The sequence below is a fragment of the Streptomyces sp. NPDC092952 genome (assembly GCF_044754785.1).
In the GTDB taxonomy this organism is placed as follows: Bacteria; Actinomycetota; Actinomycetes; order Streptomycetales; family Streptomycetaceae; genus Streptomyces.
The window spans coordinates 16,034-41,588 of record NZ_JBIVPT010000006.1; the positions used below are offsets into that span (position 1 = coordinate 16,034).

A 25,555-nucleotide genomic window follows, 5' to 3' on the forward strand; every position below is an offset into this window, starting at 1 on the left:
AGTACGACCAGATCATGAAGTACACCACCGTCCTGCGCCTGGGCACCGCCGAGGCCGACCAGGTTCTGCGCCGCTCGACCCACGGTGGGCCCAAGCACCCCACCTATCGCGCGATCGAGGAACCGGGCCGCGCGGTGCGCGCGGCGTTCGTCTGCGACTACCTCGCCGGCGGTGATCTCCGCCGCGAGATCAACGACAGCCTCCAGGTCGTCATCGACGCCGACACCTGCCTGGTCGTCGTGGTCGGGCGGCCACTCGCCGGGAACCGCAACGACTGAGAGGCATGGCAGGAGTCCTGCGCGAAGGCAGCCGTCGGCAGGACCCTCACGATCGCCGACGGCGGCTACCCGGGCACCGGACTCGTCATCCCGCACCGCCGGCAGCGCGGCCAGAGCGAACTCCCGGACTGGAAGGAAGAGCGCAACAAGTCCCACAAGCAGGTCCGCGCCCGTGTCGAGCACGTCTTCGCCCGCATGAAGAAGGGGACGGTGTCCACTACGCCATGCTCGGCATCGCCCGAGGCGACCCCAAGATCATTTACGCGACAGCCCTTTGGGCTGCTCGCGCGAAGATCCGAGCCGGCCGACACCGGTGACGTCGGCGGGTCGGCCCGGAGAGCCGATTCCGGGGCCCAGGTCCTTCGCGAGGGCCACCGCGAGCGCCCGGAAGATCCGCACCTCCGGGTTGTCGTCACCGGCCCGCACCGCGAGGTAGCTGCTCTCCCACGGTGCGTCGAGGACGGGTACGAAGACGGCACCCGGCCACGCGTAGTACCGCGCGAAGGAACGCAGGCCGGAGCCCGCGGCCCGCCCGGTGACGACGCCGGTCAGTACCTCCTGCGGGGTGACGGCCAGCTCGGAGCTGCGGCGCTGGGCGCGGTCGTCGAAGTACAGGTACTCGGTGAACGAGTGCGGGGTGTGGCCCGGGACACGGAACAGCGGCAGCTCGGTGAGGTCCGCCATGCCGACCCCGGTCGCCCGGGCGTCGGCCAGCGGCGACCGTTCGTGCACGACGACGATCCGCTGCTCGGTGGTGAGGACGTCCGCGACGATCCGCTCGTCGTCCGGGCCGGGCCGCACGAAGGCCACGTCCACCCGGTCCTCCACCAGGGCGGACACATGCTCCGTGAAGTCCAGCTGCCGGATCTCCACCCGCACCTCGGGCCGGGCCCGCCGGTAGGCGTTGATGGCCGCGGGTGTCAGTTCCGCCGAACCGTGCCCCATGATTCCCACCCGCAGAGGCCGCCCGCCGCCGGCCTCCCGTGTGACGTCCGACAGGTCGTCGAGCGCGGCATGCGCGGCGTCGAGCAGGGTGCGCGCGTGCCCGGCGAGCCGCACCCCCGCGGCCGTCGGCACGACGGGCGAGGCGGACCGGTCGAGGAGCCGCACGCCGACCTGGCTCTCCAGACGGCGTACGTGCTGGGTGACGGCGGGGGGCGACAGGAAGAGCCGCGCCGCGGCCCGCCCGAAGTGCCCCTCCTCGACAACCGCCAGGAACGACGACAGAAGCCGCAGGTCAAGCACCATGCATCCGAGAGTAGACGAGGTCCCGGCCAGGCGGCGCGGGCCCTTCACGAATCGTGAACGTACGGTGCGGGCCGAACGGTCGGGCACATACGAATGGGGACATGACCTCACCCCCTGTCACCGCCCCTGCCGACTCACTCCCCGCGGCCGGAACCCGGGGCGCCCGCGCCGCATGGATCATGCTGGCCTCCGGCTGGAGCGCCAACCAGTTCTCGGCCCTGCTCGGCGCCTACCGCGGTCACCTCGGCCTCACCGAGTCCACGGTGACCGGACTGTTCGCGGTGTATGTCGTCGGCCTGATCCCGGCGCTCCTGGTCGCGGGCCCTCTCGCCGACCGCAGGGGACGGCGCCCGGTGGCGCTCACCGCCCTGGCCCTCAACATCCTGTCCACCCTTCTCCTCATGGTGGGCGGAGTGTGGGGAGGCGCCTGGCCGCTGCTGTCCGGCCGCTTCCTGACCGGTGTCGGCGCGGGCGCGCTGCTGGCCGCGGGCAGTGCCTGGATCAAGGAACTCTCCGGCTCGCCCCGCCGCCCCGGCCTGTTCGTGTCCGCGGGCTTCGCGACGGGCGGCATCGCGGCGGCACTCATCGCGAAGTGGGCTCCCTGGCCGATGGTGACGGCGTACGTTCCGCACGTCGTCCTCGGGGTGGCTGCGGGATGGCTCGCACTGGCCGCACCGGAGACCGCCGGACCGGCCCCGGCCCACGGCTCCGAGGCCGCCCACGCACACGCGGTCCACCGCTTCCGGCGTACGGTCCTGCCCCTGGCGCCGTGGGTCTTCACGGCCCCCACCATCGGCTTCGTCACGCTGCCGAGCACCCTTCACACCGGTCTGGTCCTCACGGGCGTCGCCACGGCCGTCGTCCCCGGAACCGGTCTGCTCACCGCACGGCGGGCTCCGTCCACACCCACCTCGGGCCTCCTGGCCGTCGCGGCCGGCACGGCGACCGCCGCCGTCGCGGCGGCGACGGAGAACGAGCCCCTCGCGCTCCTCGCCGCGATCGTTCTCGGCGCGGCCTACGGACTGACCCTCGCCCACGGCCTCACCCGGACCGCGGCCCTCGCCCCGCCCCACCGGCTCGCCCGCTGGACGGCCCGGTTCTGGACCGCGGCGTACCTCGGCATGTTCACCCCGTACGTCCTCACCCTCCTCGGCCACGTCACGACGACGCCCGTACTGCTGGCCGCCGTCGCACTGCTCGCCCTCGCCCACGCCGGGATCGGCGTGTGCCAGGCCCGACGGACGGCGCGACGCCGCATACCCGCGCAAGCGGCACGAGTCCGGCGCCGGTCCCGGGAAACCGGCGGCACACCGGGCGGACGTGCGACCCGTCGTAAGGTGGGTGAACGCCCTTGACCTGTACGAACGCAGGCAGGGAGCCCACCCCCAGGAGTACGTCCATGCTGCGCACCATGCTCAAGTCCAAGATCCACCGGGCCACTGTGACCCACGCCGACCTGTACTACGTCGGCTCCGTCACCGTCGACGCCGAGCTGATGGAGGCGGCGGACCTGCTGCCCGGCGAGCTCGTGCACATCGTCGACATCGACAACGGCGCCCGGCTGGAGACCTACGTCATCGAGGGCGAACGCGGCTCCGGTGTCATCGGCGTCAACGGCGCCGCCGCCCATCTGGTCCACCCCGGTGACCTGGTCATCCTGATCAGCTATGCCCAGATCGACGACGCCGGGGCCCGTGCGCTGAAGCCGCGCATCGTCCACGTCGACGCCGCGAACCGCGTCGTCGAGCTCGGCGCCGATGCCTCCGAGCCCGCGCCCGGGGGCGCCGCCGTGCGGAGCCCGCACGCGGTGGCCGCCCCGGCCGCAGGCCCGAACGAACTCTTCGCCGCCGGCCGGCCGGTCACCACCGCCCTCGACGACCGCGTCACCCCCGGCGACACGCCGACCAGTGAGACCGACGGGCCGGAACCGTCGCCCGAACCCGACGGCGGGCCCGGTGGACAGCCCGACGGGAAGAACGGGGGCGAGAGGGAGTAGCCGCAGGCCGGCAGCACGCGGGCCCGTACGGACGGCAGATCTGCACGGGCCCGAATGGCGAGGAGCCCCTCGGTGTCGCCGGGACAGCTACGCGCGTCGGTGGCGGACGCCTCTGTGGCTGCCGCAGGTGCCGCGGAAATGCTTGCCGAGTTGTAGGTGCCGTCCTTGCACCGGGCGGTCGTTCCTGCCGGATGCATGCTGCCGGCCCTGCACTCCCCGGGGGTGTGGCGCGCACACGCACGCGTGGCACCGGGCTGGACGGCCGGGGCGAGGAGCGCGGCGGCGGCTCACGCGGGTCCCCCGGGTAGCAACGCACCGAGCGGGAGACCGACGGCCCGGTCGAGGCCGGCCTCCTGAACAGCGGTGATGCGCTGACCGCTTGAGCTCGCCATCGTTTGTGAGAATTCGACCGTCGCGAGTTCACGGGCTTGAGTCTCCAGCAGGGGGAGACCAGAGGGTGGGGACATGAACGGCCGCACGCTCTACTCGATCGGCGAACTGGCCCGACGGGCCGGTAGCACGGTCAAGACCATCCGGTTCTACTCCGACTCCGGACTCCTGCCGCCCGCCGACCGCAGCCCGGCCGGCTACCGCCTCTACGACCACGACGCCGTCGCACGCCTGGATCTTGTGCGAACCCTGCGCGACCTGGGACTGGACCTCGCGGCCGTCCGGAAGGTCGTGAACCGGGAACTCGCGCTGTCGGAGGCCGCCGCGGTACATGCCGACGCGTTGGACGTGCAGATCCGAATCCTGCAGCTGCGGCGCGCGGTGCTGACCGCGGTGGCGAACCGCGGGGCCACCCCTGAGGAGACACATCTGATGCACAGACTGGCCAAGCTCTCCGAAGCCGAACGCCGGCAACTGGTCGGCGACTTCCTCGATGCCGCGTTCGGTGGCGTGGGTACCAGCCCCATGTTCGCGGGAATCATGCGCTCGATGACTCCGGAACTGCCGGACAACCCCGATATGGAGCAGGTCCAGGCATGGGTGGAACTGGCCGAGCTGTCGCAGGACCCGGACTTCCGCACCCTTGTACGAGACCTGGTCCAGGAGCAGACGGCCGGGTACTTCCCGGGCCGTCCACCCGCGCTGCACAACGACTTGGCCGCGATCGTCCGCGACCAGGTCGCGCCGGCCGTGGCAGCGGGTGTCGAACCGGCCTCGCCCCAGGCCGATCCGGTCGTCGCGATTCTCATGACCCGCTGCGCACATCTCCTCGACCGCGGTGACGATGCCGCGTCGCGGGGGCAGCTCTTGGTCCGGCTGGAACGGATGAATGACCCCCGGAGGGAGCGGTACTCCTCGCTGCTTGCGGTGATCAACGGCTGGCCGGGTCCGGAGAGCCTGCGGCCGGTGCTCGACTGGGCCGTGCACGCTCTGCAGGCCCGGGCACGGAGATGACGGGACGCCGTCGTTGTCGGCCTAGGATGCGGAGCATGAACAGGACCACGCCGGCACACGGAGGCCCCACGCCGATGACGACGCCCCGGCGGACCCGCTGGCAGGAGGCGGGCAGCAGCGAGGACTTCGGCAAGCGGTTCGCCGGTCTCGTCGCCGCCGGCGAGGACGTCGACGGTGAAGCCCGGCTCGCCGACACGCTCCTGCCGCGCGGCGCCCGGGTGCTCGACGCCGGCGCGGGTATGGGCCGGGTCACCTCGGCGCTTCTGCGGTGCGGGCACGACGTGGTCGCGATCGAGCCCGACGAGACACTGGTCCGGCAGGCCCGGGAGACCTACCCCGGGCTGCCGATCGAGGAGCGGGACATCCTCGACCTCGGCCCCGACGACGGCCCGTTCGACCTGGTCGTCTGCGTCGGCAACGTCATGGTCTACCTGGCCGAGGGCACCGAACGTGCCGCCCTGCGCGCGATGCGCGCCGTCCTCGGCGAGAACGGCCGGATCCTGGTCGGCTTCCACCTCCAGGACCGGCCGTCGCACGCCCACGCCTACACCGCGGCCGAGTTCGAGGCGGATCTCGCGGCCGCCGGACTCCGCGTCGACCTGCGGGCAGGCACCTACCAGCTGCACCCCGCGAACGAGGCCTACGGTGTCTGGATCCTGAGCCGCGCCCAGGGCGGGGCCGGCAGGTAGAACCGCGGCTCGCGGGTCGGGATGCGTGAGCGGAACCTGCCCGGATCCGCAGCCGGCGGCGTCTCTTCCTACGTCGCCGGGGCGGCGGCCAGACGTGCGCCGAGGACGAGCGCCGTTGGCGGGCGAAGTACCGACGCAGACGGTGCGTGTTCGGCGAGGCAGGCCGCAGGAGCCACGCCCTCCGAGCCGCGCCGCACTGCCGCGCGCCCCGCGCCGTGGCTGTGCCGAACCGATCCCATCGCGGTTGCCTTGTTCGAGGAGGGTAAGGCTTACCGCGACAGCCCGGCCCTCCGGACCAGCTGATCAGCCGTTCCCGTGTCCGCGGGCCGGGCATCCCGCCTGATGGCATGACCGGAAGGTCGCCTGCTCCCCGCGGCCGACGGGTCAGGCCGCAGCCGCCGACCGCACACAGAGATGGTCCGCGCTGTCCACTCCGGTGGCAGAACGACCGCCGAGGAGAATCGCTCCATGCGCATTCTGATCATCACCGCCGGTTCACGGGGAGACGTCGCGCCCTACACGGGCCTGGGACGCCGCCTGCTGGACGTGGGCCACCAGGTCACCGTGGCTGCTCACCCATCCTTCGAGGCACTCGTCGGCGGGTGCGGTCTCGCATACCGGCCGGTGCCGGGAGACCCGCAGGGGCTGATCCGGGACTGGGCCCGGGCGACGTCGCGGGAAGAGAGCCGGGCGCTGACGAGGGCGTACGCGGACGGGCTTGCCGATGGGGTGGCGGAGGCCGTCGCGGGCGGAGCCGACCTGCTGCTCACGGCCTTCGGCCCGGCACCGCTCAGCCGGACGGCCGGCGAAGCGCTCGGCGTCCCCGTCATCGGCACCTACCTCGTACCGGCGATCGCCACCGGACAGTTCCCGCTGCCCAACGCACGGAGCACCGACGGCCTGGGGAGGGAGGACAACCTCGCTGCGGGCCGGGATGTGCTGAGGCGTGCGGAAGGGGTCTTCGCAGGCTCCGTGGCCCGGCTGCGCGACCGCCTCGGGCTGCCCGCCGGCGCGCCCTCGGCGCCGGTGGACATCCGGCCGGTCCTCCACGGCTTCAGCCCGCTGGTGGTGCCGCGTCCCGAGGACTGGCCGGCCTGGGCCGAAGTGGCCGGCTACTGGTGGCCCGCGCGGCCGGACGGCTGGCGTCCCCCGGCCGAACTGGTCGACTTCCTCCAGGCCGGTCCGCCCCCGGTGTTCATCGGGTTCGGCAGTATGGCGGTCGGACAGGGGGAACGGCTCAGCAAGCTGGTGGCCGCGGCGGTGAAGCGGGCAGGCGTGCGCGCGGTGGTGCAGGCGGGATGGGCCGGTCTGGACGGCTGCGGCGCCGACGTCCTGGCCATCGGCGACGTCCCGCACGACTGGCTGTTCCCGCGCACCGCCGCAGTCGTCCATCACGCCGGGGCGGGCACCACCGCAGCCGGGCTACGGGCCGGAGTGCCCGCCGTGCCCGTTCCCGTCATGGTCGACCAGCCGTTCTGGGCGTCCCGGCTGTACGAGCTGGGAGTCGCCCCCCGGCCCGTACCGTTCCAGGACCTCACCGCCGAAGCCCTCGGCGACGCGATCACGGCCTGCCTCTCCGAGCCGGCCCACCGCCGCCGCGCGGCCGAACTCGCCCGCGGGATCGCCGCGGAAGACGGCACCGCTTCGCTGCTCGCCCACATCGGCTCACAGCGCGCCCGGTGAAGCCGCATCGCCGTGCTGCTGTGCCGGCCCGCCCGCCCGAGGCCGGAGTGCTTCGGGTTCGGCCGCGCGTACCGCGTGGCGTACGACCCGGCGCAGGGTGTCGTCGTGGTCGCCGAGCCGGCGGAGGTGAAGGCGTTCCCAGGTGCCGGTGGAGGCCTGCGCGCCGCACACCGCGAGGGTCACCGCGATGCCCTCGGCCTCGATGGCCTCATGCTCCGCGCCCGGGCGCAGGCCAGTCCGACCGGCGCCGACCAGGCCCACCGCCGTGTCCGAGCGGGGCCCTCGCCGGGTTCGACGGGGTCCGCGCCGGGTTCGACGGGGTCCGACGGCGGAAGTGATCCGGACGCGGCCCGCCCGGACGGTGAACCGACCGCGGCTCCACACCGCGGCTCCACACCCCGGCTCCCGCCGCTGGCGGTCGAGTCAGCGACGGGTCTCGATCCGCAGGTTGCCGGTGGTCACCCGGCGGATGGGCTCGCTCGTCAGCAGCTCGTGCGGCTGGCCGAGGGCGATCGCGCCCGCCGCGTCGAGCCGGGCCAGCTGGGGGTCCGTCAGCTCGACCGCCAGGGCGCCCAGGTTGTCCTCCAGCTGGGCGGGGGTGCGGGCGCCGAGCAGCGTGCTCGTCACGCCCGGCTTCCGCAGCGTCCAGGCCAGCGCCACCTGGGCCGGGGTGTGCCCCAGCTCGCCGGCCACCTCCCGGACCACCCCGGCCACGCCGAGGTTGCGTTCGGTGAGGGTGCCCAGGGCGAGGTTGTGGCTCCGGCGGGTGCTCCCGTCGGGGCCGGCGCCCGTCGCGCGCATGTCGTCCCGGCCGTACTTGCCGCTGAGCACCCCGCCGCCCAGCGGCGAGTACGGCACCACGCCCAGGCCCAGCTCCCGGGCCATCGGGATCAGGTCGCGCTCCGCGGTGCGTTCGATCAGGCTGTACTCGACCTGCAGCGCGACCAGCGGCGACCAACCGCGCAGGTCGGCGATCGCCTGCATCCGGGACACCTGCCAGGCCGGGGTGTTGGAGATCGCCACGTACAGCACCTTGCCCTGCTGGACCAGGTCGTCCAGGCCGCGCAGCACCTCCTCCACCGAGGTACGGAAGTCCCAGACGTGCAGGTACAGCAGGTCGAGGTAGTCGGTGCCGAGCCGCCGCAGGCTGCCCTCCACCGAGCCGAACAGCGCCTTGCGGTGCCCGCCTCCGGAGTTCGGGTCGCCGGGGCGCCGCAGGGTCGAGTACTTGGTCGCCAGCACCAGGCGTTCGCGCTCCTCGTGGGCGAACTCGCCCAGCAGGCGCTCGGAGCTGCCGTTGGTGTAGGTGTCGGCGGTGTCGAGGAGGTTGCCGCCGAGCCCGACGTAGCGGTCGAACAGCTTGCGGGCCTCGGCCCGTTCCGCGCCCCACCCCCATTCGGTGCCGAAGGTCGCGGTGCCCAGGGCCAGCGGTGAGACCCGCAGTCCCGAGCGGCCCAGCAGCCGGTAGTCGTCGAGGGCCAGTGCCATCGGGTTCTCCTGTGCTCGTGTTCCGTTGCCGGGACCGAGTCTGCGGCGGCTGCGGGCCCCGGATAAGGGAAGGACTTTCCTGGGAAGGCCGGTCCCACCCTGGCGGTTGGACCGGTCATGACGACACGAACCGTGGACACCACCCGGGAACTGGCCGCCTTCCTGCGGAGCAGGCGCGAACGACTGGACCCGGAGCGGCTGGGCCTGCCCGCGCACCGGCGGGCCCGGCGGACGCCCGGACTGCGCCGCGAGGAGGTCGCCGAGCTGGCCGGGGTCAGCACCGACTACGTGGTCCGGCTGGAGCAGGGCCGGGGGCTCCGCCCCTCCGCGGAGGTGCTGGCGGCGCTGGCCCGGGCCCTGCGGCTGGCACCCGGCGAACGCGACTACCTCTTCGACCTGGCCGGACACCGCCGCCCCGGCATCACCGGCGGAGTGGCCGCCGGTGCGGCGCCGTCGCTGGCCCGCCTGGTCGGTGACCTGTCACCGCTGCCGGCCATGCTGCTGGACCACCGCTACGACATCCTCGCCTGGAACCCGGAAATGGCCCGGCTGCTACCGGGCTTCGAGGCCGTGCCGCCGGCACGGCGCAACGCGATGCGGCTGTGCCTGCTGCACCCGGAGATGCGCGGCCTCTACGCCGACCGGGAGCAGGTGCTGCGGGACGGGATCGCCCACCTGCGCGCGGCATGGGCCGCGCACCCGCACGACCGGGAACTGTCCGGCCTCATCACCGAGTTCGCCACGCAGGACGAGGACTTCGCCCGCTTGTGGGCCGAGCGGGAGGTCAGCGTCAACGGACGCGGCCGCAAGGTGCTGCGGCATCCGGTCGCAGGTGCGATCACCGTCGACTTCGAAGTCCTGCTGCCGCTCCAGGACCCGGAACTGCGCCTGCTGGTCTACCGCGCCGCGGACGAGGAAAGCCGCGTGTCCCTGCACCGGCTGTGCGGCGGCGGTGACAGGCGCCGGGAGGACTGACAACTCACGGTTGGTCGCAAGAAGCGTGACCACGCGGTGCCGGCAATCGTGTCCCACGGACCAGAACCCCCAGCACGCCGACCCCCACCGGCCCGAGCACCGCGGAGAGGGCGGCCCCTTTTTTCCGTACCCGGCATCCGCGCCGGTGTCCTGAACCGGGGCGCCCCCGGCGGAATGCGATCGTGTACCGGCGGGTTCACCCGGTGACGGCGCACACGGCGGCGTACGGAGAGAGCGGAATCATCATGGGCGAGCTGATCCTGGTCCGGCACGGCGAGACGGAATGGTCGCGGTCCGGGCAGCACACGAGCCACACCGACCTGCCGCTGACCCCGCACGGGGAACGGCAGGCCCGCGCGCTGGCACCGCTGCTCGCCGGGCGGAACATCGCCCTCACCCTGGTCAGCCCCGCCCTCCGCGCCCGGCGCACCGCAGAACTCGCCGGGCTGCCCGATCCGGTCGTCACCCCCGACCTGGTCGAGTGGGACTACGGCGGCTACGAAGGGGTGACCACCGACGAGATCCGCCGCACCCGCCCCGACTGGAACCTCTGGACCGACGGGGTGGCCGCCGGCGCCGCGGACCACCCCGGGGAGACGCCCGCCGAGGTGGGCGCCCGCGCCGACCGGGTGCTCGCCACGGTCGCGGCGGCGGCCGCCGGGCGCTCCGGGGGCGAGGACATCGCGCTCGTCGCGCACTCCCACTTCCTGCGCGTCCTCACCGCCCGCTACCTCGGTCTGACCCCGGCGGAGGGCACCCTCTTCCAGCTCGCCACGGGGGCGGTCTCCCGGCTCGGCACCGAGCACGGCAACCCGGTGATCACCGCGTGGAACGTGGCCCTGCCGGAGAACCTGCTCCCCGGGGCGTGACCGGAGAACGCCGCCCGCCCCTGACCGGCACCGGGCAGGGGCGGGCGGGAGCGGCCGTCAGGCGATCAACTCCACCTCGGAGAGCCGCCCTTCACCCGCGAACACCAGGCGGTAGTGCGCGTACGCGCCCGGTGTGCGCACCGAGAACACCCGGGTCTGCCGGTCCCAGTCGAAGGACTCGTCCGACCGACGGTCCAGGTCCGTCCACTCCGTCCCGTCCGCCGAGCCCTGGAGCACCCAGCCGGCCGGGGCCCCGGCCGCCTTCTCCGAGGTCAGGGTGTAGCGCACGGCGTCCACCGCCGACGGGACCGGCAGCTCCACCGTGGCGACCCGGGCCGCGGTGGCCGAGGTGTCGTCGAAGAGCGCACCCGCACCCTTCAGCACGTCCTTCGGGGGCGACGGCACCCGGTCGTCCGTGGTGATCGACGTCGGCGCCGCGTCCTTCCCGGTGCCCCAGGACGAGGGGCGCGGACCCATCGCGAAGTCCAGCACACCGCCCTTGGCCAGCAGATCGTGCGGCAGCGAAGTGGCGCCCCACTTCTTCCCGTTGACCCTCAGGCCCTGTACGTAGATGTTCTCCGCGCTGTTCGCCGGGGCCCGGACGACCAGGTCCCGGCCGTTCTCCAGATGGACCGTGGCCTTCGTGAAGAGCGGCGAGCCGACCGCGTACTCGCCGCCGCCCATCACCAGCGGATAGAAGCCGAGCGCGGAGAAGAGGTACCAGGCCGACTGCTCGCCGTTGTCCTCGTCGCCGTGGTAGCCCTGCCCGATCGCGCTGCCCGTGTAGAGCCTGCCGAGGACCTCGCGGACCTTCTCCTGCGTCTTCCACGGCTGCCCGGCCGCGTCGTACATGTAGGTGACGTGGTGGGCGACCTGGTTGCTGTGGCCGTACTGGCCCATCCGTACGTCGCGGGCCTCGGTCATCTCGTGGATGACCCCGCCGTACGAGCCGACGAACTCCGGGCCGGCCGTCTCCGGGGTGGCGAAGTACGTGTCGAGCTTCTTCGCGAGGCCCGCCCGGCCGCCGTACAGGTTCGCCAGGCCCCTGCTGTCCTGCGGGGCGGTGAAGGCGTAGCCCCAGCCGTTGGTCTCCGTGTAGTCGTAGCCCCAGACCCGGGGGTCGTACTCCGCCGCGGGGAGCCGCCACTCTCCCCCGGGGGACCGGCCCTGGAAGAATCCCACCCTGTCGTCGAAGAGTTCGACGTAGTCGCGGGCGCGGTCGAGGAAGTACGCGGACTCCTCCTTGTACCGCTCCTTCCCGGTCCTCGCGTACAGGGCCTCGCCCATCCGCGCAATGCCGTAGTCGTTGAGATAGCCCTCCAGCGACCAGGAGAGTCCCTCGTGCGTCGAGGTGACCGCGTAGCCGGTGAACGGGGAGGTCGCCATGCCCTTGCGGCCGACGCCCGAGGAGGGCGGGACCACCGTGGCGTTCTTCAGCGCCGCCCGGTAGGCGGCCTCCGCGTCGAACTCCACGCCCTTGACGTAGGCGTCGGCGAACGCGACGTCCGAGGAGGTGCCGGTCATCAGGTCCGCGTAGCCGGGGGAGGACCAGCGGGAGATCCAGCCGCCGTCCTTGTACTGCTGCACGAAGCCGTCCACCATCCTGCCCGCCCTGCCCGGGGTGAGCAGGGAGTACGCCGGCCAGGTCGTCCGATAGGTGTCCCAGAAGCCGTTGTTGACGTAGACCGCGCCGTCGACGATCTTGGCGCCGGTGCGGGTCGGGGTGTCGGGGCCGGTCCTCGGGGAGAACGGGCTCGCGTACCTGTCCCTGCCGTCCACCCGCTCGTGGCCCGAGTTCGGGTACAGGTACAGCCGGTACAGGCTGGAGTAGAGGGTGGTCAGCTGGTCCTCGCTCGCCCCCTCGACCTCCACCTTGCCGAGGATGCCGTCCCAGGCCCGCTGCGCCCGGTCCACGACCCGGGCGAAGGTACGGTCGGCGGGGATCTCGGCGGCCAGGTTCCGCTTCGCCTGCTCGGTGCCGATCAGCGAGGTCGCCAGGCGCAGGTTCACCGTGCGGTCCCTGCCCGCGTCGAAGCGGAAGTAGCCCGTCACGTTGTCGCCGCCACCGCCGGGCAGCTTTCCGCTCGCGGTGACCGGGGCGTCGAAGACCCCGTGGACGAAGAGCCGGGTGGCGCCGGTGGAGCCGCCGCTCTTCACGTCGGAGAAGCCGGTGAAGGAACGGGTGGCGGGGTCGAGGGTCAGTCCGCCGTCGTCGGTGACGTTGTCGAAGACGATGCTCGCGTCGTCGCCGGGGTAGGTGAAGCGCATCCGGGCCGCGTGGTCGGCCGGGGCCATCTCCGCCGTGAGCCCGTTGTCGAAGGTCACCCCGTAGTAGTGCGGTCGCGCGGTCTCGTTCTCGTGGTGGAAGGGGAGGGCCCGTGCGGTGCGGGAGGCGTCCGGGGTGCCCCCGGCAGCCGAGGGCATCAGCTGGAAGGTCTGCCGGTCGCCCATCCAGGGGCTCGGCTCATGACTGGCGGCGAAGGCCTGGAGCGTCGGCAGGTTGTCGTCGTTGTTGCCGCGCGCGTAGTCGTAGAGCCAGCTCGTGGAGGCGGCGTTGGTGACCGGCGTCCAGAAGTTGAAGCCATTGGGCACGGCGGTGGCGGGGAAGGTGTTGCCCCGGGAGAAGGAGCCGCTGGAGTTGGTGCCCCGCACCGTCGAGGCGTAGTCGGACAGGTGCGCCCGGCGCTTCGCGGGCGCCTTCGGCGTGATCACGATGTCGTCGATCCAGCCCTGGAACTTCGCCGTGCCCCGGGGCGAGTCGTACGCCACCAGGACGCGGTCCACGGTCCTGCCCGCCGCGACCGCGCCGATCGACGACTCCACCTCGTTCCACTGGTTGACGTAGAGCCGCTTGGCGTCCGCCTGGCCCCGCGGGGTCAGCGCGCCGCCGTTGCCGTCGACGGCGCCCAGATCGCTCAGGTACGTGCCGTCCGTGAACGCCAGGTCGACCGCCACGTGCGTCGACGGGTAGGCGAGATCGTTCCCGATCATCTGCGGATAGACCCGATAGGACAGTGCGGTGTCCCGGGTGACCGTCGTGTTCACGTCGAAGACCTTGTTGTACGAGTACGCCCGGCCGTCCGCCGTGTGCCTACCGGCGTAGCGCAGCGCCCGCTTCCCGGTGAAGCCCGCCCCGGCCTTCGCGGTGGGGGAGCCGGCGGGGCCGCGGTCGGGCAGCGTCCGCATCTGTGCCGGAGCCGGGTGCGAGGTGTCGCCGTCGGAGAACTGGACGTCGGCGAGCTGGGTGGCGTCGTCGGCGCCGTTGTTCCTCGTGATCCGCAGGCGGAAGTGCTGGTATGCGGTGCCGGATGTGAAATCGTACGACTTCGTCTGGAACCGCTCGGTGAAGGTCTCGCCGGTCCGGGAGTCGAGATCCTGCCAGTCCCTGCCGTCGGCGGAGCCCTGGAGGGTCCAGTCCCTCGGATCGCGTTCGGCGTGGTCATTGGCCGAAGTCAGCGCATACGTAACGACTTCGACGGGTTCGTCGAGATCGAACTCGATCCAGGCGGACGGCGCGAAGGCGAGCCATTTGGTGCCCGGCTCCCCGTCGACCAGGTTCTCCTTGACCTCTCCGCCGCCGAGGTTCTCCCCACTGGCCCGTACTTCTGTCACCTTGTCGGTGACATTGCCCGGTATTCCGGTGGAGAAGGCGCCGTCGACACCCGATGCCCGCTTCTTTCCGTCCGGGCCTTCTTCCACCGTGTTGTGCCAGTCCGGCTGCCTTTCGTCCGCCTCGAAGGAGGAGCGGAACGTCCTTTCCCCCGCAGTGCTTTGGGACTGCCGGGCCGGTCCGGCCGACTCCGCGGCGGCGGCCGCCGGGGCGGTCAGGACGAGGGCGAGCGAGGCCGCGATCAGTGCGGCGGCGCGGCTGTGCCTTGTGCGGGAACCATGTCGGGGCTTCATGCCGAGCCGATCCTCCCGGAGAAAGTACACACATGGACAACGTTGTCAAAGAGCTGTACGGAGTCCAGTAGGTAGCCAAGTGTCGGGATGTGTCAAGGGCGTTGGATGCGAATGCCGGGCCGCTTCGGCCGGAATGCGGAAATCGTCGAGCCGGAGCCGGGAGCGTGCGGGGGCCATGTATCCGCGAGGTCTCAACTCGGGAAAGACTGCTGTTCAAACTCGCATTCGATCTTGCTCAGTCGGCCGTGAGTGGACTATACCTGTCGCACGTCCGCACCACCGCTCCGGTGACGCGGGCCTGGGGGACGAGGGGAAGAGGTCGAGGGCGGCACGACGGGTGCCTCCGACAACCGGGCTCTCCGGTACCCCCACCGCACATGGATAGCCTTAAATCAGCATCACCCAAGCGCAATTGACCGCGGTGGCGGGGCCCTTCGCCTGAGGCGAATTTCGACGGGCGACCGGTACACACCGCCTGAGTCCTGGAGAAGGCGAGGACTTGAGCATGGGATCCACCTCCGCCCACAACAACGAGGGCCTTGGCCGTCGCGATGTGATCAAGCGATCGGCCGCACTCGGCCTGATCAGCGTTCCCGCGATGGGCTTCCTGTCGTCCTGCGCGAGCGGCGACAGCGGCGGCGACAAGAAGGTCGAGAAGGGCAAGGTCTCCAAGACCAACCCCCTCGGCGTCAACGAGACGGCCCCGCTCGAGGTGGTCATCTTCGACGGCGGCTTCGGTCAGCAGTACGCGATCGACGCGGAGAAGAAGTACAGCGAGGCGTTCCCGAAGGCCCCGAAGGTCAAGCACGTCGCGACCCAGAAGATCCAGTCGCAGCTCCAGCCCCGCTTCAACGGCGGCACCCCGCCGGACCTGATCGACAACTCCGGTGCCGAGCAGATGGACATGGGTGTCCTGGTCGGCAAGAAGCAGCTGCTCGACCTGACGCCGCTGATGGACGCCCCGTCCATCGACGACCCGAACAAGAAGGTCCGCGACACGCTGCGCCCCGGTGTGCTGGAGATGGGCCAGTTCGACGGCGACCCCGTCTGGATCATGTACTACGCGTACACCGTGTACGGCGTCTGGTACTCGCAGACCGCGCTGGAGAAGCTGGACGCGGAGTACCCCGAGGACTGGGACGCCATGCTCGCGCTCTGCGCGAAGGCGAAGAAGCAGGGCATCGCGGGCTGGACGTACGCCGGCAAGTACCCGTACTACCTGCCGTTCTCGCTCTACCCGTTCATCGGCAAGATCGGTGGCCGGGAGGTTCTCGACAAGATCGACAACCTGGAGCCGAACGCGTGGAAGGACCCCGCCGTCAAGGCGGCCTTCGAGGCGTACTACGAGCTGTACAAGAAGGGCTACATCCTTCAGGGCACCCCCGGCCTGACCCACATCCAGTCGCAGACCGAGTGGACCAAGGGCAAGGCGCTCTTCCTCCCCAACGGTTCGTGGGTGGAGAACGAGGCGGCGCCGACCACGCCCAAGGACTTCAAGATGATGGTCTCGGCGCCGTCCAGCCTGGACTCGTCCGACAAGATGCCGTTCGGCACCATCTGGGCGTCCGGCGGCGAGCCCTTCATCGTCCCGGCCAACGCGAAGAACCCCGAGGGCGGCATGGAGCAGCTGCGCATCATGCTCTCCGAGGAGTCCTCGAAGAACTTCACCAAGCAGGTCAAGTCGCTCAGCGCGTTCAACGGCGGCACCGACGGCCTGACCCTGTCCACCGCCATGCAGTCCGGTGTCGACGCCCTGAAGAAGGCCGGCGACAACGTGGTGAACCCGCGCATGCAGGACTGGTACGTGAAGCTCCAGAAGGAGCAGATCGGCGTCGCCGGCATCGGCGAGATGATGGCCGGCCGTGCGACCCCGGCCGAGGCCATCAAGAAGATCCAGGCCTTCGCGGACGCGGCGGCCAAGGACCAGTCCATCAAGCACTACAAGCACCAGTGAGCAACCGTCACCAGCGGCGGCACCCGCGGAAAGATCGGGGTCGGTAAACGATGCAGCACGGCAAGTACCGTTTCATCGTGGGGTTCTTGACAGTCCCCTTGGCGTTGTACGCGGTCTTCGTCATCTGGCCGTTCATCCAGTCCATCTACTACTCGTTCACGGACTGGACCGGCCTGAGCCCGGACTTCAAGATGGTCGGGTTCGACAACTACACGAGGATGCTCAAGGACGACATCTTCTGGAAGTCCTTGCAGCACAGCGTGTTGCTCGTGCTGCTGCTGCCGCTGGTGACGCTCGGCCTGGCACTCTTCTTCGCCTTCATGCTCAATGTCGGAGGCCGGCGGCGGAAGAACGCCACGGTCTCCGGCGTGCGCGGGTCGGGTTTCTACAAGATCGCCTATTTCTTCCCGCAGGTGCTCTCGATCGTCATCGTGGCCCTGCTGTTCCAGTTCGCGTACAACCCGGCCGGCGGGGTGTTCAATTCGGCGCTCAAGGCGATCGGTCTGGGCTCCGTCCATCCGGACTGGCTGGGTGATCCGAACCTCGCGCTGATCTGTGTGATGACGGTGCTGATCTGGTCGACGGTCGGATTCTTCGTCGTCCTCTTCTCCGCCGGAATGGCGTCCATCCCGAAGGATTTCTACGAGGCGGCGCTGCTCGACGGGGCGAACCGTTTCACCACCTTCTTCAAGATCACCCTTCCGCTGCTCTGGGACACGGTGCAGTCGGGCTGGGTCTACATGGGCATCCTGGCGCTCGGCGTGGAAGCCTTCACCGCCGTACAGGTCATGACCGTGGGCCCTGGCGGCCCCGACTACTCGACCACGGTCCTGCCGCTGTACGTGTACCAGACGGCCTTCCGCGACGGACAGGCCGGCTACGCGACGACGATCGGTGTCGGACTGCTCGTCGTCACCATGGCCTTCGCCGCCATCGTGATGCGGCTGGGCCGGCGCGAGCGGCTGGAGTTCTGATGCCGCGACCGACAGGAGACGGTGCCCGGATATCCGGCAGGCACCACAAGCACCACAGGTCGGCCTCCGTGTCCGGCTCGACAGTACGAGGTGAGTACGCGTGAAGACGACTGACACCCCTCCCGCGGCACCGGCCGCGGACCCGGCCCCGGAGGCCGCGCGGCCCGCCGCCGCGCCCAAGGAGAAGAGCAGCGAGGGCCACGTCCTCAACGTGTTCTCGCACGGTGTGCTGATCATCTGGGCGATCCTGGTGGTCCTGCCGCTGCTCTGGGCGGTGATGTCGTCCTTCAAGACGGACGACGCGATCCTGTCGACGCCGCTCTCGCTCCCCGACAAGCTGCACTTCGAGAACTGGTCGCGCGCCTGGAGCCAGGCGCACATGAGCGACTACTTCTTCAACACCATCGTGGTGGTCGGCTGCTCGCTCGTCGGCACCCTGCTGCTCGGCTCGATGGCGGCCTACGTACTGGCGCGGTTCGACTTCCCGGGCAACCGCTTCATCTACTTCCTGTTCATCGGCGGGATGAGCTTCCCGATCATCCTGGCGCTGGTCCCGCTCTTCTTCGTGATGAACAACATGGCCCTGCTGAACACCCGGCACGGGCTGATCATGGTGTACATCGCGTACTCGCTGCCGTTCACCGTCTTCTTCCTCACCTCCTTCTTCCGGACGCTGCCGACCTCGGTGGCGGAGGCGGCGATGCTCGACGGGGCCTCGCACACCCGGACGTTCTTCCAGGTGATGCTGCCGATGGCGAAGCCGGGTCTGATCAGCGTCGGTATCTTCAACTTCCTCGGCCAGTGGAACCAGTACATGCTGCCGACCGTGCTCAACACCGATCCGGATCACCGGGTGCTCTCCCAGGGCCTGGTGGAGCTCGCCAACAGCCAGGGCTACAAGGGTGACTGGTCCGGCCTCTTCGCCGGTCTGGTGATGGCGATGCTGCCGGTCCTCGGGGCCTACATCGTCTTCCAGCGCCAGGTGGTCGCCGGGCTCACCGCGGGCGCGGTGAAGTAGCCGCCCGCAGAGCCTCTCCCCGAACCGCCCGCCGGCCCGTGCCGGCGGGCGGTTCGCGTGCGTGAACGGCTGATACACGCCGCTCATCGGAGGCTTCGATTGCTCAAGGTCTTGACGGGGAGTGCCGCAAAACGGTCAGCTTGGGGTTCACATGTTGGAGAAAACGGTAGGAGTGAGAGAGTCGATGGAGACTCCGGGGTCGCAGACATCTCTGCATCGCGCCAACCTTGAGCGGGTCGTGCGCGCGGTACGTATGGCGGGCTCGCTCACTCAGGCGGAGATCGCACGGAGCACCGGCCTGTCAGCGGCCACCGTCTCCAATATCGTTCGTGAACTGAAGGAGAGCGGCACGGTCGAGGTCACTCCCACCTCGGCGGGCGGCCGCCGGGCCCGCAGCGTCTCGCTCAGCGGTGACGCGGGCATCGTGATAGGGGTCGATTTCGGCCACACCCATCTGCGGGTGGCGGTCGGCAACCTCGCCCACCAGGTCCTCGCCGAGGAGTCCGAGCCGCTGGACGTCGACGCCTCCTCGGCGGAGGGCTTCGGGCGGGCGGAGACACTGGTCCGGCGGCTGATCGAGGCGACCGGTGTCGGCCCGGACAAGGTGATCGGCGTGGGGCTCGGTGTTCCCGGCCCGATCGACGTGGAGTCCGGCACGCTGGGCTCCACGTCGATCCTGCCGGGCTGGACGGGCATCAACCCCAGCAAGGAGCTGTCCGGCCGGCTCGGTGTGCCGGTCTACGTCGACAACGACGCCAACCTCGGCGCGCTCGGCGAACTGGTCTGGGGGAGCGGCCGGGGGGTGAAGGACCTCGCCTACATCAAGGTGGCCAGCGGGGTCGGCGCCGGACTGGTCATCGACGGGCGGATCTACCGGGGCCCGGGCGGCACGGCCGGCGAGATCGGCCACATCACGCTCGACGAGTCCGGCCCGGTCTGCCGCTGCGGCAACCGCGGCTGCCTGGAGACCTTCACGGCCGCCCGCTACGTGCTGCCGCTCCTCCAGCCGAGCCACGGACCGGATCTGACGATGGAACGGGTGGTCCAGCTGGCCCGCGAGGGCGATCCGGGATGCCGCCGGGTCATCGCCGACGTGGGACGGCACATCGGCAGCGGTGTCGCCAACCTCTGCAATCTGCTCAACCCCAGCCGGGTGGTGCTCGGCGGATCGCTCGCGGAGGCGGGCGAGTTGGTGCTCGGGCCGATCCGCGACTCGGTCTCCCGCTACGCCATTCCGAGCGCCGCCCGGCAGCTCTCGGTACTCCCCGGAGCGCTGGGCGGGCGGGCCGAAGTGCTGGGCGCCCTGGCCCTGGTGCTCAGTGAGATGGGGGATTCGACCCTTTTGGAAAGCACCTTGCCGAAAGCCACTCCTGCCTTCACTTAGATAACGGATGGCACCGTTGTCATCTCGTTAAGGATTTACTCCTTGACGCTGCCGTCGTAGCCGAGTTGACTGCCAGCCACCTCGGCCGCGACGTCGCGGCCTCGTCAGGGAGGCAACCCGTAATGAACGCAACGACGCGACGCATTGTCATAGGAACGGCCGCGGTCTCCATGGCCCTCTCCCTCGCCGCCTGTGGCAAGGCCGGTGACGACAAGGACTCCGGCGGCGGCGACGGCAAGACGATCGGCCTGCTGCTGCCGGAGAACAAGACCACGCGTTACGAGACGTTCGACCGCCCGATCATCGAGGCGAAGGTCGAGGCGCTCTGCGGCGACTGCAAGGTCAAGTACAACAACGCCGCCGGTGACAGCGAGACCCAGAAGAAGCAGTTCGACGCGCTGGTCACGCAGGGTGTGAAGGTCATCATCCTGGACACCGTCGACTACAAGGCCGCCAAGTCCTGGGTCCAGCAGGCCGCGAAGAAGGACGTCAAGGTCGTCGCGTACGACCGTCTCGCCGAGGGCCCGATCTCCGCCTACGTGTCGTACGACAACGAGAAGATCGGCCAGCTCCAGGGCGAGGCGCTGGTCAAGGCGCTGGGCGCCAAGGCCAAGGAGAGCAACGTTGTCATGATCAACGGCTCGCCGACCGACCCCAACGCCCCCTTCTTCAAGAAGGGTGCGCACAGCGTCCTCGACCAGCAGGTCAAGAAGGTCGTGTACGAGCAGGACATCCCGGACTGGTCGCCGGACGAGGCCAACAAGAAGATGGGCGCCGCCATCGACTCGCTGGGCAAGACGGGCTTCCAGGGCGTCTACTCCGCCAACGACGGCATGGCGGGCGGCATCATCACGGCCCTGAAGAAGCAGGACATCAAGGTCCCGGTCGGCGGCCAGGACTCCGAACTCGCCGGTATCCAGCGCATCCTGACGGGCGAACAGGCCTTCTCGATCTACAAGCAGATCAAGCCGGAGGCCGAGACCACCGCCGAGATCGCCGTCCGCCTGCTCAAGGGCGACAAGATCGACGACCTGGCCCCGGTCAAGGTCGACAGCCTCTCCGGCGAGTTCAAGGCCACCCCGTCGAAGCTGTACGACGCCTCGATCGTGACCAAGGAGAACGTCGCCTCCACCATCGTCGCCGACAAGGTCTACACGGTCGAGCAGATCTGCGCCGCCCAGTACAAGGCGGCCTGCGCCGCCGCAGGGATCAAGTAGCCACCACCGCACGGGAGTTCCGCGTCCGCGACCGGACGGCGGGCCCCCGGAGCTCCCCGGTCCGGTCCGGCACCCGCCCCGTCCATGCCCCGCAGCAGGGGGCGGGCGCCGGACTGTTTCGCCGGCCCGGGCACCGACCTCCCCCCGGTGCTCGGCACCACCCCCCACCGCCGGTCAGGCGGCGAAGGAGATGATTCACGTGTCCGCTACGCCCGTGCTGGCGTTGCGCGGGATCTCCAAGCGGTTCGGCGCCGTCCAGGCGCTCACCGATGTGGACCTGGAGATCCACTCCGGCGAGGTGGTCGCCCTGGTCGGCGACAACGGCGCCGGCAAGTCGACCCTCGTCAAGACCATCTCGGGCGTCCACCCGATCGACGAAGGCGCCATCGAGTGGGAGGGCGCGACGGTCCGGATCAACCGGCCCAACGACGCCCAGGACCTCGGCGTCGCCACCGTCTACCAGGACCTGGCGCTCTGCGACAACCTCGACGTGGTCGCCAACCTCTTCCTCGGCAGCGAACTGCGCCGGGCGTCCGTCCTCGACGAGATCGCCATGGAGAAGCGCGCCAAGGAGCTGCTGGACACCCTGTCCATCCGGATCCCCAGCGTCCGCATCCCGGTCGCCTCGCTCTCCGGCGGGCAGCGCCAGGTGGTGGCCATCGCCCGCGCGCTGATCGGCGACCCCAAGATCGTCATCCTGGACGAGCCGACCGCCGCCCTGGGCGTCGAGCAGACCGCGCAGGTCCTCGACCTGGTCGAACGGCTGCGCGAGCGCGGCCACGGCGTCATCCTGATCAGCCACAACATGGCCGACGTACGCGCCGTCGCCGACCGGGTGGCGGTGCTGCGGCTGGGCCGCAACAACGGGGTCTTCGACGTGGCCACCACCTCCCACGAGCAGATCATCTCCGCGATCACCGGTGCCACGGACAACGCCGTCACGCGCCGCCAGGCCCGCACAGCGACGAAGGAGGACGCCAAGTGAGCGACCTCGCCAAGACCCCCGAGCCCACAGAGGCACCCGAGGCCACCGGGACCGCCGAGGCACCCGGGACCTCCGAGGCACCCGGGACCTCCGAGGGAGCCGCCGCCGGAGGAGCCGCCGTCGAAGCGGCCCCCGGGGCGGCCGCCCCCGCCGTCGACCCGCGCCTGCTCGTGCGCGAGGAGGGCTTCAAGGGCTACTGGTCGGAGTTCACCCGCAAGGTGCGCGGCGGTGAGCTCGGCTCGCTCCCGGTCCTGGTCGGACTGATCGTCATCGCGGTCGTCTTCCAGATCCAGAACGAGAACTTCCTCTCCGCCAGCTCCATCGCCAACATCGCCGTCTACAGCTCCGGCCTCGGCATCATGGCGGTCGGCATCGTCTTCGTCCTGCTGCTCGGCGAGATCGACCTGTCGGTCGGCTCGGTCGCCGGGGTCGGCGCGGCCACCTGGGCCGTGCTCAACGTCAACCACGGCTGGCCCGAATGGGCCGCGGTGCTGGTGGCGGTGGGCGGCGGGCTGGTGCTCGGCGCGCTGCACGGCTTCTTCTTCGCCAAGATCGGGGTGCCCGCCTTCGTCGTCACCCTGGCCGGCTTCCTCGGCTGGAGCGGCCTCCAGGAGTGGATGATGGGCGGTGAGGGCTCGATCAACACTCCGTCCGGCAGCTTCGTGGAGAACCTCACCAACTACTTCTTCGAGGACAAGGCGGTCGGCTACGGGCTCGCCCTGGTCGCCGTCCTCGCGTACGCGGCCTCGCTCCTCATGGACCGCGGCCGCCGCCGGGCCGCCGCCCTGCCCGCCCGCCCGGTCAGCGAGGTCCTGCTCCGTACCGGCGTCGTCGCCGTGCTGTGCTTCGCCGCCGCGTTCGTGCTGAACGAGCCCTCCGGCGCCCGCGGCCTGCCGCTGGCCCTGGTGCTCTTCCTCGCGGTGCTGGTCGTCGCGGACTTCGTCGCCCGGCGCACCAGCTTCGGCCGCCAGGTCTTCGCGGTGGGCGGCAACCCGGAGGCCGCGCGCCGCGCCGGTATCAGCGTCGACCGCATCCGGATCACCGTCTTCGCGCTCTCCGGCATGCTCGGCGCCTTCGGCGGTCTCTTCATCGCCAGCCTCTCCGGCGGCGCCACCAAGAGCGTCGGCGGCGGCAACACCCTGATGCTGGTCATCGCGGCGGCCGTGATCGGCGGCACCAGCCTCTTCGGCGGCCGGGGCAAGGTCTGGTCCGCGCTGCTCGGCATGGTCGTGATCCAGTCGATCCAGCAGGGCCTGAACATGATCGGGATGGCCAACGCCATCCAGTACATGATCACCGGCGCGGTGCTGCTGGCCGCCGTGGTCATCGACTCGGTCTCCCGCCGCACGCAGAAGACCGCGGGCCGCGCGTAGCCCGTATGCGCCGCCGCGTCCGTACCCCCGGGTGCCCCCGGAGTGCGGACGCGGCCGTATTTTCCGGACCATATGTACGGAGTACGTACCGAACGGACCGCCCGATGACCCCCGGCGCGACCGGAACATTAGACTCATCGGACCGGCATGCTCGACCAGCTCAAGACGCAAGGAGGCACGGGTGGCCCTGCTGACCCGCATCGGTGGACCGCGTGACCTGGACCGGCTCACGCCCGAGCAGCTGGAGCAGCTCGCCGAGGAGATCCGGACCTTCCTCGTCGACGCGGTGTCCAAGACCGGCGGCCACCTCGGCCCCAACCTGGGCGTCGTCGAGCTGACCATCGCCCTGCACCGGGTCTTCGACTCGCCGAGGGACAAGGTGCTGTTCGACACCGGGCACCAGAGCTATGTGCACAAGCTCCTCACCGGCCGCCAGGACTTCTCGAAGCTCAAGAGCAAGGGCGGCCTCTCCGGCTACCCCTCCCGTGCCGAGTCCGAGCACGACGTGATCGAGAACTCGCACGCCTCGACCGTCCTCGGCTGGGCCGACGGCCTCGCCAAGGCCAACGAGGTGCTCCACAAGGACGACCACGTCGTCGCGGTCATCGGTGACGGCGCGCTCACCGGCGGTATGGCCTGGGAGGCGCTGAACAACATCGCCGCCGCCAAGGACCGCCCGCTGGTCATCGTCGTCAACGACAACGAGCGCTCCTACGCGCCGACCATCGGCGGTCTCGCCAACCACCTCGCCACCCTGCGCACCACCGACGGCTACGAGCGCTTCCTGGCCCGGGGCAAGGACATCCTGGAGCGCACCCCCGTCGTCGGCCGGCCGCTGTACGAGACGCTGCACGGCGCGAAGAAGGGCCTCAAGGACTTCATCGCCCCGCAGGGCATGTTCGAGGACCTCGGCCTGAAGTACGTCGGCCCGATCGACGGCCACGACATCGAGGCCCTGGAGTCCGCGCTCCAGCGGGCCAAGCGCTTCGGCGGCCCGGTCATCGTGCACTGCATCACCGAGAAGGGCCGCGGCTACACCCCGGCCCTCCAGGACGAGGCGGACCGCTTCCACGCGGTCGGCAAGATCCACCCGGACACCGGGCTGCCCATCGCCTCCTCCGGCCTCGACTGGACCTCCGTCTTCGGCGAGGAGATGGTCAAGCTCGGCCGCGAGCGCGAGGACATCGTCGCGATCACCGCGGCCATGCTCCAGCCGGTCGGGCTGACCAGGTTCGAGAAGGAGTTCCCGGACCGGATCTACGACGTCGGCATCGCCGAGCAGCACGGCGCGGTCTCCGCGGCCGGCCTCGCCACCGGCGGTCTGCACCCGGTCTTCGCGGTGTACGCCACCTTCCTCAACCGCGCCTTCGACCAGGTCCTGATGGATGTCGCCCTGCACAAGTGCGGTGTGACCTTCGTCCTGGACCGGGCCGGGATCACCGGCACCGACGGCGCCTCGCACAACGGCATGTGGGACATGTCGATCCTGCAGTGCGTGCCCTCCCTCCGGATCGCCGCCCCGCGCGACGCCGACCAGGTCCGTGCCCAGCTCCGCGAGGCCGTCGAGGTCGACGACGCGCCGACCGTGGTCCGCTTCTCCAAGGGCGCGGTCGGCCCGGCGGTCAAGGCCGTCGGCCGGGTCGGCGGGATGGACGTGCTCCGCGAGCCCGGCGCCACCCGGCCGGACGTACTGCTGGTCTCGGTCGGCGCGCTCGCCCCGATGTGCCTGGAGATCGCCGACCTGCTGGAGGCCCAGGGCATCTCGACGACCGTCGTCGACCCGCGCTGGGTCAAGCCGGTCGACGAGGCGATGGCCCCGCTCGCCGAGCGGCACCGGGTCGTCGTCACCGTCGAGGACAACAGCCGGGCCGGCGGTGTCGGCTCCGCCGTCTCCCAGGCCCTGCGCGACGCCGGGGTCGACGTACCGCTGCGCGACTTCGGCATCCCGCCGCGCTTCCTCGACCACGCCTCCCGCAAGGAGGTCATGGCCGAGATCGGGCTGACCGCACCGGACATCGCCCGCCAGGTCACCGGCCTGGTCGCCAAGTTGGACGGCCGTTTCGGGAGCGGAACCGAGGCCGGTGCGGTGATCGAGCCCGCCCGCGACTGACGCCGCC

General features: G+C 70.7%; 18 protein-coding genes and 3 pseudogenes. 17 read left to right on the forward strand and 4 right to left on the reverse strand.

Annotated features, from left to right (window positions below):
* Positions 1-14: 14 nt before the first annotated feature.
* Positions 15-146, forward strand: a pseudogene (locus ACIQGQ_RS16735) (hypothetical protein); the annotation flags it as partial.
* A 57-nt stretch (positions 147-203) separates the two neighbouring features.
* Positions 204-595 (forward strand): annotated as a pseudogene (locus ACIQGQ_RS16740) (transposase); the annotation flags it as partial.
* Here ACIQGQ_RS16740 and ACIQGQ_RS16745 read toward each other — a convergent pair.
* Positions 534-1,526 (reverse strand): LysR family transcriptional regulator, encoded by a 993-nt coding sequence (locus tag ACIQGQ_RS16745; protein WP_402396085.1) that lies wholly within the window; start codon positions 1,524-1,526, stop codon positions 534-536. The pseudogene ACIQGQ_RS16740 and the gene ACIQGQ_RS16745 overlap by 62 nt on opposite strands.
* A 101-nt stretch (positions 1,527-1,627) precedes the next feature.
* Between ACIQGQ_RS16745 and ACIQGQ_RS16750 the strand changes: the two genes are divergently transcribed.
* The 5 genes and pseudogenes from ACIQGQ_RS16750 to ACIQGQ_RS16770 all read left to right on the forward strand — a co-directional run bounded on the left by ACIQGQ_RS16750 (position 1,628) and on the right by ACIQGQ_RS16770 (position 7,298).
* Complete coding sequence (locus ACIQGQ_RS16750; protein WP_402396088.1) at positions 1,628-2,881, forward strand: MFS transporter; 1,254 nt, start codon at positions 1,628-1,630, stop codon at positions 2,879-2,881.
* A gap of 44 nt (positions 2,882-2,925) precedes the next feature.
* Positions 2,926-3,342, forward strand: a pseudogene (gene panD / locus ACIQGQ_RS16755) (aspartate 1-decarboxylase); the annotation flags it as partial.
* Between the two features lie 645 nt (positions 3,343-3,987).
* Entirely contained in the window at positions 3,988-4,926 is a 939-nt protein-coding gene (locus tag ACIQGQ_RS16760) for a MerR family transcriptional regulator (RefSeq protein ID WP_402396091.1), read from the forward strand.
* Positions 4,927-4,961: 35 nt separating this feature from the next.
* Positions 4,962-5,615 carry a class I SAM-dependent methyltransferase gene (locus tag ACIQGQ_RS16765; protein WP_402396093.1) on the forward strand — a complete coding sequence of 218 codons (654 nt, stop codon included), beginning with the start codon at positions 4,962-4,964 and terminating at the stop codon, positions 5,613-5,615.
* 468 nt (positions 5,616-6,083) lie between these two features.
* The gene (locus ACIQGQ_RS16770) at positions 6,084-7,298 is read left to right on the forward strand and encodes a glycosyltransferase (RefSeq protein WP_402396095.1); all 1,215 of its coding nucleotides are present in this window, start codon (positions 6,084-6,086) and stop codon (positions 7,296-7,298) included.
* On the opposite strand, the gene ACIQGQ_RS16775 is transcribed toward ACIQGQ_RS16770, so the two are convergent.
* Together ACIQGQ_RS16775 and ACIQGQ_RS16780 are read right to left on the reverse strand one after the other, a co-directional pair.
* Positions 7,281-7,559 carry a hypothetical protein gene (locus ACIQGQ_RS16775; protein ID WP_402396098.1) on the reverse strand — a complete coding sequence of 93 codons (279 nt, stop codon included), beginning with the start codon at positions 7,557-7,559 and terminating at the stop codon, positions 7,281-7,283. The two genes, ACIQGQ_RS16770 and ACIQGQ_RS16775, sit on opposite strands and share 18 nt — an antisense overlap.
* Positions 7,560-7,721: 162 nt before the next feature.
* Positions 7,722-8,786, reverse strand: coding sequence for an aldo/keto reductase (locus tag ACIQGQ_RS16780; protein WP_402396100.1), 1,065 nt, complete (start codon positions 8,784-8,786; stop codon positions 7,722-7,724).
* A 117-nt stretch (positions 8,787-8,903) separates the two neighbouring features.
* Between ACIQGQ_RS16780 and ACIQGQ_RS16785 the strand changes: the two genes are divergently transcribed.
* Positions 8,904-9,761 carry a helix-turn-helix domain-containing protein gene (locus ACIQGQ_RS16785; RefSeq protein ID WP_402396103.1) on the forward strand — a complete coding sequence of 286 codons (858 nt, stop codon included), beginning with the start codon at positions 8,904-8,906 and terminating at the stop codon, positions 9,759-9,761.
* A gap of 245 nt (positions 9,762-10,006) precedes the next feature.
* A complete protein-coding gene (locus ACIQGQ_RS16790; RefSeq protein ID WP_402396885.1) occupies positions 10,007-10,630 on the forward strand; it encodes a histidine phosphatase family protein in 624 nt (207 codons plus the stop codon).
* 57 nt (positions 10,631-10,687) lie between these two features.
* On the opposite strand, the gene ACIQGQ_RS16795 is transcribed toward ACIQGQ_RS16790, so the two are convergent.
* The gene (locus tag ACIQGQ_RS16795; protein WP_402396105.1) at positions 10,688-14,533 is read right to left on the reverse strand and encodes a GH92 family glycosyl hydrolase; all 3,846 of its coding nucleotides are present in this window, start codon (positions 14,531-14,533) and stop codon (positions 10,688-10,690) included.
* A gap of 505 nt (positions 14,534-15,038) precedes the next feature.
* On the opposite strand from ACIQGQ_RS16795, the gene ngcE reads away from it, so the two are divergent.
* The 8 genes from ngcE to dxs all read left to right on the forward strand — a co-directional run bounded on the left by ngcE (position 15,039) and on the right by dxs (position 25,548).
* On the forward strand, positions 15,039-16,487 hold the full coding sequence (ngcE, locus tag ACIQGQ_RS16800) for an N-acetylglucosamine/diacetylchitobiose ABC transporter substrate-binding protein (protein ID WP_402396107.1): 1,449 nt from the start codon (positions 15,039-15,041) through the stop codon (positions 16,485-16,487).
* Positions 16,488-16,537: 50 nt separating this feature from the next.
* Positions 16,538-17,461, forward strand: coding sequence for a carbohydrate ABC transporter permease (locus ACIQGQ_RS16805; protein WP_402396110.1), 924 nt, complete (start codon positions 16,538-16,540; stop codon positions 17,459-17,461).
* 100 nt (positions 17,462-17,561) lie between these two features.
* Positions 17,562-18,479: a carbohydrate ABC transporter permease gene (locus tag ACIQGQ_RS16810; protein ID WP_402396113.1), complete on the forward strand. Its 918-nt coding sequence runs from the start codon at positions 17,562-17,564 to the stop codon at positions 18,477-18,479.
* A gap of 184 nt (positions 18,480-18,663) precedes the next feature.
* Positions 18,664-19,863: an ROK family protein gene (locus ACIQGQ_RS16815; protein ID WP_402396115.1), complete on the forward strand. Its 1,200-nt coding sequence runs from the start codon at positions 18,664-18,666 to the stop codon at positions 19,861-19,863.
* Positions 19,864-19,985: 122 nt separating this feature from the next.
* Entirely contained in the window at positions 19,986-21,080 is a 1,095-nt protein-coding gene (locus tag ACIQGQ_RS16820; protein ID WP_402396117.1) for a sugar ABC transporter substrate-binding protein, read from the forward strand.
* Between the two features lie 190 nt (positions 21,081-21,270).
* A complete protein-coding gene (locus ACIQGQ_RS16825) occupies positions 21,271-22,065 on the forward strand; it encodes an ATP-binding cassette domain-containing protein (RefSeq protein WP_402396120.1) in 795 nt (264 codons plus the stop codon).
* The gene (locus tag ACIQGQ_RS16830) at positions 22,062-23,438 is read left to right on the forward strand and encodes a sugar ABC transporter permease (protein ID WP_402396123.1); all 1,377 of its coding nucleotides are present in this window, start codon (positions 22,062-22,064) and stop codon (positions 23,436-23,438) included. Before ACIQGQ_RS16825 ends, ACIQGQ_RS16830 begins: the two co-directional genes overlap by 4 nt.
* 181 nt (positions 23,439-23,619) lie before the next feature.
* Positions 23,620-25,548, forward strand: coding sequence for a 1-deoxy-D-xylulose-5-phosphate synthase (gene dxs, locus ACIQGQ_RS16835; protein ID WP_402396126.1), 1,929 nt, complete (start codon positions 23,620-23,622; stop codon positions 25,546-25,548).
* Positions 25,549-25,555 lie beyond the last annotated feature (7 nt).